The 16,239-nt window shown below is 62.0% G+C and carries 11 protein-coding genes; 5 read left to right on the top strand and 6 right to left on the bottom strand.

Features of this window, described 5'->3' with window-relative positions:
* Positions 1 to 1,058, top strand: a 1,058-nt coding sequence (locus tag C1X29_RS14335; RefSeq protein ID WP_146023258.1) for a sensor domain-containing diguanylate cyclase, incomplete at its 5' end; no start/stop codon positions are given.
* A 129-nt stretch (positions 1,059 to 1,187) separates the two neighbouring features.
* On the opposite strand, the gene dacB is transcribed toward C1X29_RS14335, so the two are convergent.
* A complete protein-coding gene (gene dacB, locus C1X29_RS14330) occupies positions 1,188 to 2,648 on the bottom strand; it encodes a D-alanyl-D-alanine carboxypeptidase/D-alanyl-D-alanine-endopeptidase (protein ID WP_007952030.1) in 1,461 nt (486 codons plus the stop codon).
* A 234-nt stretch (positions 2,649 to 2,882) separates the two neighbouring features.
* Here dacB and C1X29_RS14325 point away from each other — a divergent pair, with 234 nt between their 5' ends.
* Positions 2,883 to 3,227, top strand: coding sequence for a YggL family protein (locus C1X29_RS14325; RefSeq protein WP_085747901.1), 345 nt, complete (start codon positions 2,883 to 2,885; stop codon positions 3,225 to 3,227).
* A gap of 61 nt (positions 3,228 to 3,288) precedes the next feature.
* Here C1X29_RS14325 and C1X29_RS14320 read toward each other — a convergent pair whose 3' ends face one another.
* Complete coding sequence (locus C1X29_RS14320) at positions 3,289 to 4,479, bottom strand: benzoate/H(+) symporter BenE family transporter (RefSeq protein ID WP_085747900.1); 1,191 nt, start codon at positions 4,477 to 4,479, stop codon at positions 3,289 to 3,291.
* Positions 4,480 to 4,703: 224 nt separating this feature from the next.
* Here C1X29_RS14320 and C1X29_RS14315 point away from each other — a divergent pair, with 224 nt between their 5' ends.
* Positions 4,704 to 5,468: a GntR family transcriptional regulator gene (locus C1X29_RS14315; protein ID WP_007952027.1), complete on the top strand. Its 765-nt coding sequence runs from the start codon at positions 4,704 to 4,706 to the stop codon at positions 5,466 to 5,468.
* A gap of 178 nt (positions 5,469 to 5,646) precedes the next feature.
* Here C1X29_RS14315 and guaD read toward each other — a convergent pair whose 3' ends face one another.
* The 4 genes from guaD to xdhA all read right to left on the bottom strand — a co-directional run bounded on the left by guaD (position 5,647) and on the right by xdhA (position 11,804).
* Complete coding sequence (gene guaD, locus C1X29_RS14310; protein WP_102717726.1) at positions 5,647 to 6,951, bottom strand: guanine deaminase; 1,305 nt, start codon at positions 6,949 to 6,951, stop codon at positions 5,647 to 5,649.
* 13 nt (positions 6,952 to 6,964) lie between these two features.
* Entirely contained in the window at positions 6,965 to 7,822 is an 858-nt protein-coding gene (gene xdhC, locus C1X29_RS14305) for a xanthine dehydrogenase accessory protein XdhC (RefSeq protein ID WP_064378758.1), read from the bottom strand.
* A gap of 141 nt (positions 7,823 to 7,963) precedes the next feature.
* Positions 7,964 to 10,357, bottom strand: a complete 2,394-nt coding sequence (xdhB, locus tag C1X29_RS14300; RefSeq protein WP_102717725.1) for a xanthine dehydrogenase molybdopterin binding subunit — start codon at positions 10,355 to 10,357, stop codon at positions 7,964 to 7,966.
* The gene (gene xdhA, locus C1X29_RS14295) at positions 10,350 to 11,804 is read right to left on the bottom strand and encodes a xanthine dehydrogenase small subunit (protein WP_102717724.1); all 1,455 of its coding nucleotides are present in this window, start codon (positions 11,802 to 11,804) and stop codon (positions 10,350 to 10,352) included. The genes xdhB and xdhA overlap by 8 nt, the downstream gene beginning before the upstream one ends.
* A gap of 266 nt (positions 11,805 to 12,070) precedes the next feature.
* On the opposite strand from xdhA, the gene C1X29_RS14290 reads away from it, so the two are divergent.
* On the top strand, positions 12,071 to 12,730 hold the full coding sequence (locus C1X29_RS14290; protein ID WP_007952019.1) for a GntR family transcriptional regulator: 660 nt from the start codon (positions 12,071 to 12,073) through the stop codon (positions 12,728 to 12,730).
* Between the two features lie 2 nt (positions 12,731 to 12,732).
* Positions 12,733 to 16,221: a chromosome segregation protein SMC gene (smc, locus tag C1X29_RS14285; protein WP_102717723.1), complete on the top strand. Its 3,489-nt coding sequence runs from the start codon at positions 12,733 to 12,735 to the stop codon at positions 16,219 to 16,221.
* Positions 16,222 to 16,239 lie beyond the last annotated feature (18 nt).

The raw sequence follows: 16,239 nt of genomic DNA, 5'->3' as shown, positions 1-16,239 counted from the left end.
CCGGGGAAGTGGGCGGGCACGAGGCGCGCGAGTGGACGCTGGTGCGCAAGGACGGCAGCCACATTCCAGTGAACATGCTGGCCACGCCGGTGCTGGACGAGCAGGGGCTGTGGGTCGGCCATCTGGCGATCTGCATCGACATCACCGAGCGCAAGCGCGTGCACGAAGCGCTGGCCGCACGGGACGTGCTGTTGAAGAAACTCAGCGCCCACGTGCCCGGTGGGATCTATCAATTCAAAATGGAGTTCGACGGTCGCTTCAGCGTGATCTACGCCAGCGACGGCATCCGTGAGATCTACGAGCTGGAGCCGGACGTGCTGCTGCTCAACGCCGAAGCGATCTTCACCCGCATCCACCCGCAGGACGTCAGCCGCGTGCGCAAGTCGATCCGTGCCTCGGCGGACAACCTCAGCCCGTGGCGCGAGGAATACCGCGTGCAGTTACCCGGGCGCGGTCTGCGCTGGGTTCGCGGTGAGGCGACCCCGGAGGAATTGCCGGGCGGCGGCGTGCTGTGGCACGGTTATATCTCCGACATTTCCGACCTGAAGCGCGTCGAAGAAGAACTGCGCGCACTGTCTGTGACCGATTCCCTGACAGGCATTCACAATCGGCGCTATTTCCAGGAGCGCTTGACCACCGAAATGGCCCGAGTCGAGCGTGGGGGCGGCGAGTTGTCGGTGATCATGCTCGACATCGACCACTTCAAGCGGATCAACGATCAGTACGGTCACGCGGTGGGCGACCGCGTATTGCAGGCGGTCTGCGAGCGCATCGGCCATCGTCTGCGGCGTACCGACGTGTTCTGCCGGTTGGGCGGCGAAGAGTTCATGGTGCTGTGCCCGGACATCGACGGCGATCACGCCCACATGCTGGCCGAGGAGTTATGGCACAGCCTGCGCAGTGCGCCGATCGACGTGGTGGGGGTGGTGACGGCCAGTTTCGGGATTGCCAGCTGGCGACCGGGAGAGGGCGCGGACGCGCTGTTGCTGCGGGCGGATTCCGGGGTCTATGCGGCGAAGCAGGGCGGACGGGATCGGGTTGAGCGGCAGATGAACTGAGCCCCTCTGCCACCTGATCGTTCCCACGCTCTGCGTGGGAATGCCTCCGGGGACGCTCCGCGTCCAGTGACGCAGAGCGTCACGGGCTGTATTCGCACGCAGAGCGTGGGAACAATCATGTACGGGGGATTACAGAACCGAAGCAGTCTGCGGCGTCCGCGGCTGTTTGTAGAGATCCAGCAGCACCTGATCCAGCACCGACGACGCACCGAACGGGGCCTTATCGTTGAGGATCGCCACCACCGCCCAGGTGTTGCCGTTGACGTCGCGGCTGAAGCCGGCAATCGCCCGTACGGTGTTCAGGGTGCCGGTCTTGACGTGGGCTTCGCCGCGCATCGCGGTGGTCTTCAGGCGTTTGCGCATGGTGCCGTCGGTGCCGGCAATCGGCAGCGAGCTGATGTACTCGGCGGCGTACGGGCTGTGCCAGGCCGCTTGCAGCATGCTGGCCATTTCACGGGCACTGACTCGCTCGGAGCGCGACAGACCGGAGCCGTTCTCCATCACCAGGTGCGGCGCGGTGATGCCTTTCTTCGCCAGCCACTGACGCACCACGCGTTGCGCGGCCTTGGCGTCATCGCCGTCGGCGTCGTTGCGGAATTTCTGGCCCAGGCTCAGGAACAGCTGCTGAGCCATGGTGTTGTTACTGTACTTGTTGATGTCGCGGATGATTTCCGCCAGATCCGGCGAAAACGCGCGGGCCAGCACTTTGGCGCTGCTCGGGGTCGGGGCCAGACGATCCTTGCCCTGGATGCTGCCGCCCAGTTCCTTCCAGATCGCCCGCACGGCGCCGGCGGTGTAGGTCGCGTGGTCGAGCAGCGACAGATAAGTCTGCGAGCTGCAGCCTTCGCCCAACTGGCCGGCCACGGTCACGGTCACGCTGCCATCGGCTTGCGGCACCGGGTTGTAGCGCACGCCGCCGGTGCATTGTTTGGAGTTGAGCGCTTTGACGGTGTTTTCGATGTTGATGCTGGCAATCGGCGGTTCAACCGAGATCAACACCCGACCATTGTCGTTGCGGGCCACGAAACGCAGGGCCTTGAGGTTGACCAGCAGTGAATCCGGCTTGACCAGGAACGGCTTGTTCTCGTCGTTGCCGTCATCGTTGAATTCCGGCAGTTGCGGCTGCACGAAGAAGCTGCGATCCAATACCAGATCACCGGTGACCTGGGTTACGCCGTTGGCACGCAGGTCGCGCATCAGCAGCCAGAGTTTTTCCATGTTCAGCTTCGGATCGCCGCCACCCTTGAGGTAGAGGTTGCCGTTGAGGATCCCGCCGTTCAGGTCGCCGTCGGTGTAGAACTCGGTTTTCCACTGATGGTTGGGGCCGAGCATTTCCAGCGCCGCGTACGTGGTGACCAGCTTCATGGTCGAGGCCGGGTTGACCGAGACGTCGGCGTTGTACACGGTCGGCGTGCCCGGGCCGTCCAGCGGCACCATCACCAGCGACAGGGCGGTGGGCTGCAGCTTGCTGGCCTTGAGGGCTTTTTCGACGTTGGGGGTCAGGGCGGTGTTGATGGTGGCAGCGGAGACGGGCAGGGCCAGCGGCAGAAGAAGACCGGCCAGGAGCAGAGGACGCAACGATTTGATCATATGAAATAAAACCCTACAGCCGAGGGGAAAAAAGACGAGGACATGGATGAAAAGGCCCTCAGTGGTTATGAAAGTGTCGGCATTATGCCCCAAGGTGTAACAGCTTGTGCCTTTCGCAAGGGCGCCAATTCGTTATTTTTTTACAGGCGGTCGCACGCACGTCCCAGAGAGTCGGGCAATCGCCGGCTTAAACTGGTAAAGTGCCGGCCGTTATTACTTAAGAGGATTGTTCCAATGGCGACTAACCGTTCCCAGCGTCTGCGCAAAAAACTGTGCGTCGATGAATTTCAAGAGCTGGGTTTCGAACTGAACCTGGGCTTCAAAGAAGACCTGTCCGAAGAAGCCATTGACGCTTTCCTCGAAGCATTCATCAAAGAAGCCATGGAAGCCAACGGTCTGGGCTATGTCGGCGGCGACGACTTCGGTCTGGTTTGCCTGCAGAAGCGTGGTTCGGTCTCCGAAGAGCAGCGCGCTGCTGTTGAAGCCTGGCTGAAAACCCGCTCCGAGCTGACTTCTACTGAAATCAGCCCGCTGCTGGACGTTTGGTATCCGGAAAAGCCGATCAACCCGGCTAAGTGATACTGAAAAAAACGGCGACCTGAGGGTCGCCGTTTTTTTATGCCTGCTTTTTAACGAGGCCTCAAGCCTTGCGCCAGTTGAGGATCAGCAAGGTCAACACCCCCGCGACAATCCCCCAGAACGCCGAACCGATGGAAAACAGCGTCAGCCCCGACGCCGTGACCATGAAAGTGATCAGCGCCGCTTCCCGTTCCTTCACCTCGGTCATGGCGATGCTCAAGCCGTTGATGATCGAGCCGAAAAGCGCCAGTGCGGCAATCGACAGCACCAATTCCTTCGGCAGCGCGGCGAACAGCGCCGCCAGCGTGGCGCCGAACACCCCGGCAATCCCGTAGAAAATCCCGCACCACACCGCAGCGGTGTAACGTTTGTTGCGATCCTCATGGGCATGCGGCCCGGTGCAGATCGCCGCGCTGATCGCTGCGAGGTTGATGCCGTGGGAACCAAACGGCGCCAGCAGCAGGGACGCGATGCCGGTGGAGGTGATCAGCGGCGAGGCCGGGACGTTGTAGCCGTCGGCCCGCAGCACGGCGATGCCGGGCATGTTTTGCGAGGTCATCGCTACGACAAACAGCGGAATGCCGATGCTGATGGTCGCGGCCAGGGAAAAGTGCGGCGTGGTCCAGACCGGTGTCGCCACTTCCAGATGAAAGCCGCTGAAGTCCAGCAAACCCATGAAACCCGACAGCGCGGTGCCGATCAGCAGCGCGGCAAGCACCGCATAGCGTGGCGACAGGCGTTTGACGATGAGATAAGTGAAGAACATCCCCAGCACCAGACCGGTGCGGTGTTGCGCGGCGACGAAGATTTCGCTGCCGATCTTGAACAGAATCCCCGCCAGCAGCGCGGCGGCGAGGGAGGCCGGGATCTTTTTCACCAGCCGTTCGAAGCTGCCGGTCAGGCCGCAAATCGTCACCAGCACCGCGCAGGTAATGTAGGCACCGATGGCTTCGCCGTAGCTCACGCCGCCAAGACTGGTGATCAGCAGCGCCGCGCCGGGCGTCGACCAGGCAATGGTGATCGGCGTGCGATAGCGCAGCGACAGGCCGATCGAACACACCGCCATGCCGATGGAGATCGCCCAGATCCACGACGAAATCTGCCCGCTGGTCAGGCCCGCCGCTTGCCCGGCCTGGAACATCAGCACCAGCGAACTGGTGTAGCCGGTCATCATCGCGATGAACCCGGCGACGATGGCGGAGGGCGATGTGTCCGCTAGCGGGCGCAGTCGGGTGTGGGTAATTTCGTTCATGACAGCGGCGTTCCTTGTTCAAACCACGGATTTCGGGTTTAAGCCTAAACTCAAACGTAACGGAGCGTTGCAATACAGCCGAAGCCACAAACAGCCGTACAGTCGTGTTGCCACCTTCCATTGTGTACAATCGCGCTGTTTTTTACGCGATACTTGCCAGCGACCCACTGTGCCGTATTACAGTCACGGTCAATTCGCCGCCGTTCTTCCCGACTCGAGTGCCCATGAACGAACAGTTGCAACCCCTCAAGAAACAACCGCGAGCAGGCAAAGCCGGCCGCAGCGGAACCCAGGACGATATTGTCTATGCGCATATCTTCGAGGCCATCCTCGAACAGCGTCTGGCGCCCGGCACCAAGTTGAGCGAAGAAGCGCTGGGGGAAATTTTCGGGGTCAGCCGCACCATCATTCGCCGCGCGCTCTCGCGTCTGGCCCATGAAGGCGTGGTGCTGTTGCGGCCGAACCGTGGCGCAGTCGTTGCCAGCCCGAGCGTTGAAGAGGCGCGTCAGGTGTTCCTCGCCCGACGTCTGGTGGAACGCGCGATCACCGAGCTGGCGGTGCAACACGCCACCGCCGAGCAGATCGCCGAACTGCGCCAGATGGTCAACGACGAGCGCGACAGCTTCTCCCGTGGCGATCGCGGTGCCGGCATCCGTCTCTCGGGTGAATTCCACCTGAAACTGGCCGAAGCGGCGAAGAACGCGCCGTTGATCAGCTTCCAGCGCAGCCTGGTTTCGCAGACGTCGCTGATCATTGCCCAATATGAAAGCGGCAACCGCTCGCACTGTTCCTACGACGAGCACACCCAGTTGATCGATGCCATCGAAGCGCGCAACGGCGAGCTGGCGGTGGACCTGATGATGCATCACATGGATCACATCGACAGCAAGCTCAACCTCGACGAGGAAAGTGCTTCGGACGATCTGCATGCAGTGTTCTCGCACCTGTTGCAGACCAAGAAGCCGGGGCGGCCGGCGGTCAAGCTCTGAGGCGAATCGACAGGCAATAAAAATCCCCCGGACTGCAAAGTACCGGGGGATTTTGTTTGTCCGTCTGATCGTTCCCACGCTCTGCGTGGGAATGCCTCTGGGGACGCTCCGCGTCCAGTGACGCAGAGCGTCACGGGCTGCATTCCCACGCAGAGCGTGGGAACGATCGAGCAATCAGTTAGCGCTGGTGCACCAGCGCGCCTGCTGCGTAGGTCTGGGCCACAGTGCGGTCATCGCCCAGGGTCATCAGCACGAACAGCGTCTCGGCGATGTTGTTGGCCTGCTTCAAGCGGTAGCTCAGCAGCGGCGTGGCGTTGTAGTCCAGCACCAGGAAGTCGGCGTCGGAGCCTGGTTGCAGGTTGCCGATCTTGTCTTCCAGGCGCAGCGCCCGCGCGCCGCCGAGGGTGGCGAGGTACAGCGACTTGAACGGGCTCAGGCGCGCACCTTGCAGCTGCATCACCTTGTAGGCTTCGTTCAGGGTTTGCAGCAGCGAGAAACTGGTGCCGCCGCCGACGTCAGTCCCGAGGCCGACGTTCAGTTTGTGCTTCTCGGCCATCGGCAGGTTGAACAGGCCGCTGCCGAGGAAGAAGTTCGAGGTCGGGCAGAACGCAACCGCCGAACCGGTCTCCGCCAGGCGGGCGCATTCGTCATCGCACAGGTGCACGCCATGGGCGAACACCGAACGCTCGCCGAGCAACTGGTAGTGATCGTAGACGTCCAGATAGCCTTTGCGCTCCGGGAACAGCTCCTTGACCCACTCGACTTCCTTGAGGTTTTCGCTGATGTGGGTCTGCATGTACAGATCCGGGTATTCGCTGAGCAACTGGCCGGCGAGGGTCAGTTGTTCCGGGGTGCTGGTCGGGGCGAAACGCGGGGTGACGGCATAGTGCAGACGACCCTTGCCGTGCCAGCGCTCGATCAGCGCCTTGCTGTCGACGTAGCTCGATTCCGGGGTGTCGGTCAGGTAGTCCGGCGCGTTGCGGTCCATCATCACCTTGCCGGCGATCATCCGCAGATCCAGCTTCTCGGCCGCTTCGAAGAACGAGTTCACCGATTGCGGATGCACGCTGCCGAACACCAGCGCGGTGGTGGTGCCGTTGCGCAGCAGTTCCTTGATGAAAATGTCCGCGACTTCATCGGCGTGGGCCTTGTCGGCGAACTGGCTTTCGCACGGGAAGGTGTAGGTGTTCAGCCAGTCCAGCAGTTGCTCGCCGTAGGCGCCGACCATGCCGGTTTGCGGCAGGTGGATGTGGGTGTCGATGAAGCCCGGGGTGATCAGCGCATCCTTGTGATGAACGATCTCGATGTCCGCCGGCAGGGTCGGCAGCAGTTCGCTGGCGTGGCCGAGGGCGCTGATCTTGCCGTCATCGACCACCAGCAGGCCGTCCTCGAAATACTCGTAGGAGGCTTCGATGCCGACCTCGGCAGGGTCGGCGATGCTGTGCAGGATGGCGGCGCGGTAGGCTTTGCGAGTCAGAGGCATGAGGGTTCTCTAATCAGTTTGAGGCTTTGAGTGTGGCGGCCTGACTGCGGCGCGAAACCGGCAGCAGTTTGGCAATCGGTTCGGCACTGGCGGTGTGCTGGCCGAAATTGGCGTTATAGGTGGCGATGATTTCGCCGGCGATGGAGATGGCGATTTCCACAGGCAACTTGCCTTTGACTTCGCCGATGCCCATCGGGCAGCGCATGCGTTGCACGACACTGGCGTCGAAACCACGATCACGCAGGCGATGTTCGAACTTGGCCCGTTTGGTTTTCGAACCGATCAGGCCGAACCAGGTAAAGTCGTTGCGCTTGAGGATCGCGGCGGTGAGTTCCAGATCCAACTGATGATTGTGGGTCATGACGATGCAGTAGCTGCCGGCGGGCAGGTCGTCGATTTCATCCACAGGCTCCTCGGCGACGATTTTGCGCACGCCGTGGGGAATCTGCTCGGGGAATTCCTCTTCCCGGGAATCGATCCAGCGCACCCGGCAGGGCAGGCTGGCGAGCAAGGGTACCAGCGCGCGACCGACATGACCGGCGCCGAACACGGCGATCTGCGCCTGCACCTGGCCCATCGGTTCGAACAGCAGCACCGTGGCGCCGCCGCAGCACTGGCCGAGGCTGGCGCCGAGGCTGAAACGCTCCAGATGGGTGTCCTGCTTGCCGCTGGCGAGCATGTCGCGGGCGATCTGCATGGCTTTGTATTCCAGGTGCCCGCCACCGATGGTGTCGAACGTCTGGCGGGCGCTGACGACCATCTTCGAGCCGGCATTGCGCGGCGTCGAGCCGAGCTCTTCGATGATCGTCACCAGAACACAGGGTTCGCCCTGGTTCTGCAGGTCGGCGAGGGCGTCGATCCAGTTGTACATATCTCACCTCTCAGATCGTTCCCACGTCGAGGCGTCGAACCGTCGCGTGGGAATGCATCACTGGACGCTCCGCGTCCGCTGTTCAGGATGCGACGCAGAGCGTCGCCGGCTGCATTCCCACGCAGAGCGTGGGAACGATCATCAAACGACCTCGGTTTCAGCTTCGACGGCTTTCACCGCCTTGAGCTGGCGCATCTGCTCGCAACCCCACAAGACCCGCTCCGGGGTCGCCGGCGCGTCGATCTTCGGCTGATGCTTGTAGTCGCCAAGGCTGGCCACCGCATCCTTGATCGCACACCACGCGGCGATGCCGAGCATGAACGGCGGCTCACCCACAGCCTTGGAATGGAACACCGTGTCTTCCGGGTTCTTGCGGTTTTCCACCAGCTTCACCCGCAGGTCCAGCGGCATGTCCGCCACGGCCGGGATCTTGTAGCTGGCCGGGCCGTTGGTCATCAGCTTGCCCTTGTTGTTCCACACCAGTTCTTCCATGGTCAGCCAGCCCATGCCCTGAACGAAACCACCCTCGACCTGACCGATGTCGATGGCCGGGTTCAGCGAGGCGCCGACGTCGTGCAGGATGTCGGTACGCAGCATCTTGTACTCGCCGGTCAGGGTGTCGACGATCACTTCGCAGCACGCCGCGCCGAAGGCGAAGTAGTAGAACGGCCGACCACGGGCCTGACTGCGGTCGTAGTAGATTTTCGGGGTCTTGTAGAACCCGGTGCTCGACAGCGACACCTGGTTGAAATACGCCAGCTGGATCAGCGCTTCGAAGGTCAGGATATGGTCACGAACGCGCACGTGGCCGTTGTGGAATTCCACGTCTTCTTCGCTGACTTTGTAGTGCCGCGCGGCGAATTCGACCAGCCGCTGCTTGATTGTCTCGGCAGCGTTCTGCGCCGCTTTGCCGTTGAGGTCGGCGCCGCTGGAGGCCGCGGTCGGCGAGGTGTTCGGCACCTTGTCGGTATTGGTCGCAGTGATCTGCACGCGGTCCATTTCCACCTGGAACACTTCGGCCACGACCTGCGCGACTTTGGTGTTCAGACCCTGGCCCATTTCCGTGCCGCCGTGGTTCAGGTGGATGCTGCCGTCGGTGTAGACGTGCACCAGCGCACCGGCCTGATTGAGGAAGCTGGCAGTGAAGGAAATGCCGAATTTCACCGGGGTCAGCGCCAGGCCTTTTTTCAGGATCGGGCTGTTGGCGTTGTAGCGACGGATCGCTTCGCGACGCTCGGCGTACTGGCTGCTTTCTTCCAGTTCAGCGGTCATCTCCTCGAGCATGTTGTGCTCGACGGTCTGGTAGTAGTGGGTGACGTTGCGCTCGGTCTTGCCGTAGTAGTTGGCCTTGCGCACGGCCAGCGGATCGAGGTTCAGGTGACGGGCGATGGCGTCCATCACTTCCTCGATCGCGACCATTCCTTGCGGGCCGCCGAAACCACGGTAGGCAGTGTTCGACGCGGTGTTGGTCTTGCAGCGGTGACCGTTGATGGTCGCATCGCCCAGGTAGTACGAGTTGTCCGAGTGGAACATCGCCCGGTCGACAATCGAGGCCGACAGGTCAGGCGAGCAGCCGCAGTTACCGGCCAGATCCATCGCGATCCCGTGCAGACGCCCGGTGCTGTCGAAGCCGACGTCGTACTCGACGTAGAACGGGTGACGCTTGCCGGTCATCAGCATGTCTTCGACACGCGGCAGGCGCATCTTGGTCGGTTGGCCGGTGAGGTGCGCGATCACTGCACAAAGGCAGGCCGGGCTCGCGGCCTGGGTTTCCTTGCCGCCGAAACCACCGCCCATGCGGCGCATGTCGACCACGATTTTATTCATCGACACGTCGAGAACTTCGGCCACCAGTTTCTGCACTTCGGTGGGGTTCTGGGTCGAGCAGTAAACGATCATGCCGCCATCTTCGGTCGGCATTACCGAGGAGATCTGGGTTTCCAGATAGAAGTGTTCCTGGCCGCCGATGTGCAGCGTGCCCTGAATACGATGTTCGGCCGTGGCCAGCGCCGTGGTCGAATCGCCGCGCTGATGGGTGTGGCTGTCGAGCACGAAGTGGCGCTTGCGCAGGGCTTCGACCACGTCCAGCACCGGCTCCAGATCTTCGTATTCGATGATCGCGGCCATGGCGGCCTTGCGTGCGGTTTCGAGGTCTTTCGCGGCAACGGCCAGCACCGGTTGACCGACGAACTGCACGTCATCGATGGCCAGCAGCGGATCACCCGGCAGCAGCGGGCCGATGTCTTTCAGGCCCGGTACGTCTTCGTGGGTAATGGCGATGCGCACGCCTTCGAAGGCGTAGCAGGGCTTGGTGTCGATGCTGATGATTTTCGCGTGGGCGCGATCCGACAGCCGTGCGTAAACGTGCAACTGGTTTGGGAATTCCAGGCGGTCGTCGATGTACTGCGCTTCACCGGACACATGCTTGGCGGCGCTGTCGTGCTTGACGCTGCGGCCGACGCCGGTGGTCAGGTCCTTGGCGAACAATTCAGCCAGTTCAGCTTGAGTTTTCTCTACGCCGTGATGGTTAGACATAAGCGGTCACCCGAGTCTCGATGTGCGGTGTTTGCAGTTCGATGAAGTATTTGCGCAGCAGGTTCTGCGCGCTGAGCAGGCGGTATTCCTTGCTGGCGCGGAAGTCCGAGAGCGGGGTGAAATCCTCGCCCAGCGCGGTGCAGGCGCGTTCGACCACAGCGTTGTTGAACGGCTGACCGAGCAGCACGGCTTCGCAATGAGCGGCGCGTTTCGGGATTGCGGCCATGCCACCGAATGCGACGCGGGCGTCGGTGATCACGCCGTTCTCGACCCGCAGGTTGAACGCGGCGCAGACGGCAGAGATGTCGTCGTCCAGACGCTTGGAGACTTTGTAGGCGCGGAAGCGCTGCTCGGCCGTGGCGCGTGGGACGATGATCTTCTCGATGAACTCGCTTTCCTGACGTGCGGTAACCCGGTAATCGATGAAGTAATCCTCGAGGGCCAGCGTGCGGCGGGTCTCGCCCTTGCACAGCACGATCTGCGCGCCGAGGGCAATCAGCAGCGGTGGCGAGTCACCGATCGGCGAGGCGTTGCCGATGTTGCCGCCGAGGGTGCCCTGGTTGCGGATCTGCAGCGAGGCGAAGCGGTGCAGCAGTTCGCCGAAGTCCGGGTACTCGGCGTTCAGCGCTTCGTAGCAGTCGGAGAGGGCGGTGGCGGCGCCGATTTCGATGCGATCCTCGAAGTGCTCGATGCGCTTCATTTCGGCGACGTTGCCGACGTAGATCATCACCGGCAACGTGCGGTGGAACTGAGTGACTTCCAGCGCCAGATCGGTGCCGCCAGCCAGCAGGCGGGCCTGTGGATAAGCGTCGTAGAGATCGGCCAGATCGGCCACGGTCAGCGGCACCAGGCAGCGTTTGTCGCCGCTGTTGAGTTCGCCGATCGACGTCGGGGCAATGGCTTTGAGGCGGGAGATGGTTTCGGCTTCACGGGCGTCGAACTGATCCGGTTGCTTGGCGCAGCAGGATTGTTCGGCGGCGGCCAGGATCGGCCGGTAGCCGGTGCAGCGGCAGAGGTTGCCCGCCAGCGCTTCGTGGGCCTTGGCCTGATCCGGTGCATCGCTGTTCTTTTGCAGGGCGAACAGCGACATCACGAATCCGGGGGTGCAGAAACCGCACTGCGAACCGTGGCACTCGACCATGGCTTTCTGCACGCTGTGCAGTTCGCCTTTGTGCTTGAGGTCTTCGACGCTGATCAATTGCTTGCCGTGCAGCGACGAAACGAACGTCAGGCACGAGTTGAGGCTGCGATAGCGAATGTGCTCGCGGCCATCGTCATCCGTCTGCAACTCGCCGACCACCACCGTACAGGCGCCGCAGTCACCGCTGGCGCAGCCTTCTTTGGTGCCGGATTTACCCACGTGTTCGCGCAGGTAGTTGAGCACAGTCAGGTTCGGGTCCAGGGCGTGCTCGCTACGGAGTTCCTGGTTAAGTAAAAACTGGATCACGGAAGGCCTCGCAGACTCATTATTGTTGTTGAGCGACTTGAGCCGAATTTAGCAGGTCTGACTTTTCGGTCAATGGTTTTCTGACTTAAAGGTCAGGAAAAACCGTTTTGTCGCTCAACCACGTGTCTCTTCAGTATTGACCCTCATTGGATCAAGCGCTTTTTTGCGGGATTCGTGCCAAAAACCGCTGTGCGGGCACTCCGCCATGACCGCGCATTGCGCTACACTGCGCCGCTTGTGCAGATCGAAGAGTTTGAAGGACAACCATGACGTTCAAGGCGCCGGACAGCCTCGCCGAGCAAATCGCTCACCACCTCGCCGAACGGATCATTCGCGGCGAAATGAAGCCGGGAGAGCGTATCCAGGAACAGAAGGTCACGCTGGCGCTGAACGTCAGCCGCGGCTCGGTCCGCGAAGCCTTGCTGATCCTCGAGCGCCGTCACCTGATCGCGATCCTGCCGCGCCGTGGCGCCCATGTCACTGAGCTTACGGCGCACAAGGTGCAGAGCCTGTGCACGCTGATGAGCGAGTTGTACATCCTGCTCGGCAACGCAGTGGCCAATGGCTGGCAAGTCCAGTCCGACATGGCGCCGTTCGTGCAGATCCAGCAGCGCCTGACCGCCAGCTACGAGCGTCAGGACATCCGCACCTTCGTCGACGACAGCTTCAACGTGATGCGCGCCGCGTATCCGTTCGCCAACAACCCGTACCTGCAGGAAACCGTCGAGAACCTGCAACCGGCCATGAGCCGTGCGTATTTCCTCGCGCTGGAACAGCGCAAGGCCGAGATGAGCGAGTTCCTCGAACTGTTCGAACGCCTGCTCGCCGCCGTCCTCGCCCGTGACCTGCCGCAGATCCGCATCGTGCTGACGGCTTACGCCCAGCGCAGCTGCGATCTGGTGGTGTCCGCCCTGACGGTTGCCTGACCTTGCGGCTCAAGTGCATCAAGCTGGCGGGGTTCAAATCCTTCGTCGATCCGACCACGGTGAACTTCCCCAGCAACATGGCGGCGGTCGTCGGGCCGAACGGTTGCGGCAAGTCGAACATCATCGACGCCGTGCGCTGGGTGATGGGCGAAAGCTCGGCCAAGAACCTGCGTGGCGAGTCGATGACCGACGTCATCTTCAACGGCTCGACCAGCCGCAAACCGGTGAGCCAGGCGAGCATCGAACTGGTGTTCGACAACTCCGACGGCACGCTGCTGGGCGAGTGGGCGGCGTATGCGGAAATCTCGATTCGCCGCAAAGTGACCCGCGACAGCCAGACGACTTATTACCTCAACGGCGCCAAATGCCGTCGTCGCGACATCACCGACATTTTCCTCGGCACCGGCCTCGGCCCGCGCAGCTACTCGATCATCGAGCAGGGGATGATCTCCAAGCTGATCGAGTCCAAGCCGGAAGACCTGCGTAACTTCATCGAAGAAGCCGCCGGCATCTCCAAGTACAAGGAGCGTCGGCGCGAGACTGAAAACCGCATCCGCCGCACTCACGAAAACCTTGCCCGTCTGACTGACCTGCGCGAAGAACTCGAGCGCCAGCTCGAACGCCTGCACCGGCAGGCCGAGGCCGCCAAGAAGTATCAGGAATACAAGGCTGAAGAACGCCAGCTCAAGGCGCAACTGTCGGCCCTGCGCTGGCAGGATCTGAACGATCAGGTCGGTCAGCGCGAATCGATCATCGGCAACCAGGAAATCAGCTTTGAAGCGCTGGTCGCCGAACAGCGCAACGCCGACGCGGCGATTGAACGCCTGCGCGACGGGCACCATGACCTGTCCGAGCGCTTCAATCTGGTGCAGGGGCGCTTCTATTCGGTCGGCGGCGACATCGCCCGGGTCGAGCAGAGCATCCAGCACGGCCAGCAGCGCTTGCGCCAATTGCAGGACGATCTGAAAGAAGCCGAGCGCGCACGCCTCGAAACCGAATCGCACCTGGGCCACGACCGCACCTTGCTGCTGACCCTCGGCGAAGAGCTCGATCAACTGACCCCCGAGCAGGAAATCACCAACGCCGCCGCCGAAGAAGCCGCCGCTGCGCTGGAAGATTCCGAAACCGTGATGCACGGCTGGCAGGAGCAGTGGGACGCTTTCAACCTGACTGCCGCCGAACCCCGTCGCCAGGCCGAAGTGCAGCAGTCGCGCATCCAGCAGCTGGAAACCAGCATGGAGCGCCTGGCTGATCGGCAAAAGCGTCTGGGCGAAGAGCGCGCGTTGCTGTCGGCCGATCCGGAAGACGCGGCGATCATGGAGCTCAGCGAACAGCTCGCCGAGTCCGAAGCCACCCTTGAAGATTTGCAGACCAGCGAAGCAGCCCAGGTCGAAAAACTTGAGCAACTGCGTCAGGAATTGCAGCAAGCGCTGACCGCGCAGCAACAGGCGCAGGGCGATTTGCAGCGCCTCAATGGTCGCCTTGCATCGCTGGAAGCCTTGCAGCAGGCCGCGCTCGATCCGGGCACCGGAACTGCCGAATGGCTGAAGGAACACAACCTCGCCGAGCGTCCGCGTCTGGCCGAAGGCCTGAAGGTCGAGGCCGGTTGGGAGCTGGCGGTGGAAACCGTGCTCGGCGCCGACCTGCAAGCGGTGCTGGTGGATGATTTCGACGGTTTCGATCTGTCCGGTTTTGCCCAGGGCGATCTGCGTTTGCTCAGCCCCGGCAATGACGGCGTGCGCGTGGCCGGCAGCCTGCTGGACAAGGTCGAGGCGCAGGTGGATTTGTCGCCTTGGCTCGCTCAGGTCAAACCGGTCGATAGCCTTGAACAGGCGCTGGCTATGCGTGGCCAACTGGCTGCCGGGCAAAGCCTGATCAGCCGCGACGGTTACTGGGTTGGCCGGCATTTCCTGCGGGTGCGCCGCGCCAGTGAAGCCGAAAGCGGCATGCTTGCGCGCGGCCAGGAAATCGAATCGCTGCATGCCGAACGCGAAGAGCGTGAAGCCACGGTCGAGGCCATGGAAACCCGTCTGCAAACCCTGCGCGCGCAACAGCGTCAGCAGGAAAACGGTCGCGAACATTTGCGTCGACTGTTGCAGGATGAAGCCCGTCAGCAAGGCGAACTGAAAGCTCAGCTTTCCGCCGGTAAGGCCAAGGCCGAGCAGTTGAACCTGCGTCGCACCCGCCTCGACGAAGAACTGGTCGAGCTCGCCGAGCAGCGCGAGCTGGAACACGAAAACATCGGCGAAGCGCGGATCCAGTTGCAGGACGCCCTCGACGCCATGGCCCTCGACACCGAGCAGCGCGAATTGCTGCTGGCCCAGCGCGACAGCCTGCGCGAACGCCTGGATCGGGTGCGCCAGGAAGCCCGCCAACATAAGGACCACGCCCATCAATTGGCCGTGCGTCTTGGCTCGCTGCGTGCTCAGCACGATTCGACCCGTCAGGCCCTTGAACGTCTGGAAATGCAGGCCGAGCGCCTCACCGAAAAACGTGAACAGCTCAGCCTGAATCTGGAGGAGGGCGAGGCACCGCTGGAAGAGCTGCGCCTCAAACTCGAAGAGTTGCTCGACAAGCGCATGAGCGTCGACGATGAACTCAAGACCGCCCAGATCGCTTTGGAAGACGCCGACCGCGAACTGCGCGACGCGGAAAAACGCCGGACCCAGGCCGAGCAGCAATCGCAATTGATCCGTGGTCAGCTCGAACAGCAACGCATGGAATGGCAGGCCCTGACCGTGCGCCGCAAGGCTCTGCAAGATCAACTGCTGGAAGACGGCTACGATCTGCACGGCGTGCTCAACACCCTGACCGCCGAGGCCAGCGAGAAGGCTGCCGAGGAAGAGCTTGAACGCATCGCCGCGCGCATTCAGCGCCTGGGCGCGATCAACCTCGCGGCGATCGATGAATACACGCAACAATCCGAGCGTAAACGTTATCTGGACGCCCAGGACGCCGATCTGATCGAAGCCTTGGAGACCCTGGAAAACGTCATCCGCAAGATCGACAAGGAAACCCGTAACCGTTTCAAAGATACCTTTGATCAGATCAATGGCGGTTTACAGGCACTTTTCCCGAAAGTTTTCGGTGGCGGGCGGGCGTATTTGGAACTGACGGGCGAAGATCTACTCGATACAGGGGTGACGATCATGGCGCAACCGCCCGGGAAGAAGAACAGCACCATCCATTTGCTCTCTGGTGGCGAGAAGGCCCTGACCGCGCTGGCACTGGTTTTTGCGATCTTCAAGTTGAATCCGGCGCCGTTCTGCATGCTCGATGAAGTTGACGCACCACTGGATGACGCTAACGTTGGACGCTACGCACGATTGGTCAAAGAGATGTCGCAGACCGTGCAGTTCATCTATATCACCCACAACAAGATCGCCATGGAAATGGCTGACCAGTTGATGGGCGTGACGATGCACGAGCCGGGTTGTTCGCGACTGGTAGCCGTGGATGTCGAGGAGGCGATGGCGATGGTGGATGCCTGAGCCGGCGCTGTCGGAAAA

Origin of the sequence: Pseudomonas sp. GW456-12-10-14-LB2, assembly GCF_002884345.1 — a bacterium.
In the GTDB taxonomy this organism is placed as follows: domain Bacteria; phylum Pseudomonadota; class Gammaproteobacteria; order Pseudomonadales; family Pseudomonadaceae; genus Aquipseudomonas; species Aquipseudomonas paraglycinae.
This window is presented reverse-complemented; position numbering and strand designations above follow the sequence as displayed.

Excerpts from the sequence above, each read along its gene's own strand:
- dacB (WP_007952030.1), bottom strand. The coding sequence starts at position 2,648 with ATGATCAAATCGTTGCGTCCTCTGCTCCTGGCCGGTCTTCTTCTGCCG.
- C1X29_RS14325 (WP_085747901.1), top strand. The coding sequence starts at position 2,883 with ATGGCGACTAACCGTTCCCAGCGTCTGCGCAAAAAACTGTGCGTCGAT.
- C1X29_RS14320 (WP_085747900.1), bottom strand. The coding sequence starts at position 4,479 with ATGAACGAAATTACCCACACCCGACTGCGCCCGCTAGCGGACACATCG.
- C1X29_RS14315 (WP_007952027.1), top strand. The coding sequence starts at position 4,704 with ATGAACGAACAGTTGCAACCCCTCAAGAAACAACCGCGAGCAGGCAAA.
- guaD (WP_102717726.1), bottom strand. The coding sequence starts at position 6,951 with ATGCCTCTGACTCGCAAAGCCTACCGCGCCGCCATCCTGCACAGCATC.
- xdhC (WP_064378758.1), bottom strand. The coding sequence starts at position 7,822 with ATGTACAACTGGATCGACGCCCTCGCCGACCTGCAGAACCAGGGCGAA.
- xdhB (WP_102717725.1), bottom strand. The coding sequence starts at position 10,357 with ATGTCTAACCATCACGGCGTAGAGAAAACTCAAGCTGAACTGGCTGAA.
- C1X29_RS14290 (WP_007952019.1), top strand. The coding sequence starts at position 12,071 with ATGACGTTCAAGGCGCCGGACAGCCTCGCCGAGCAAATCGCTCACCAC.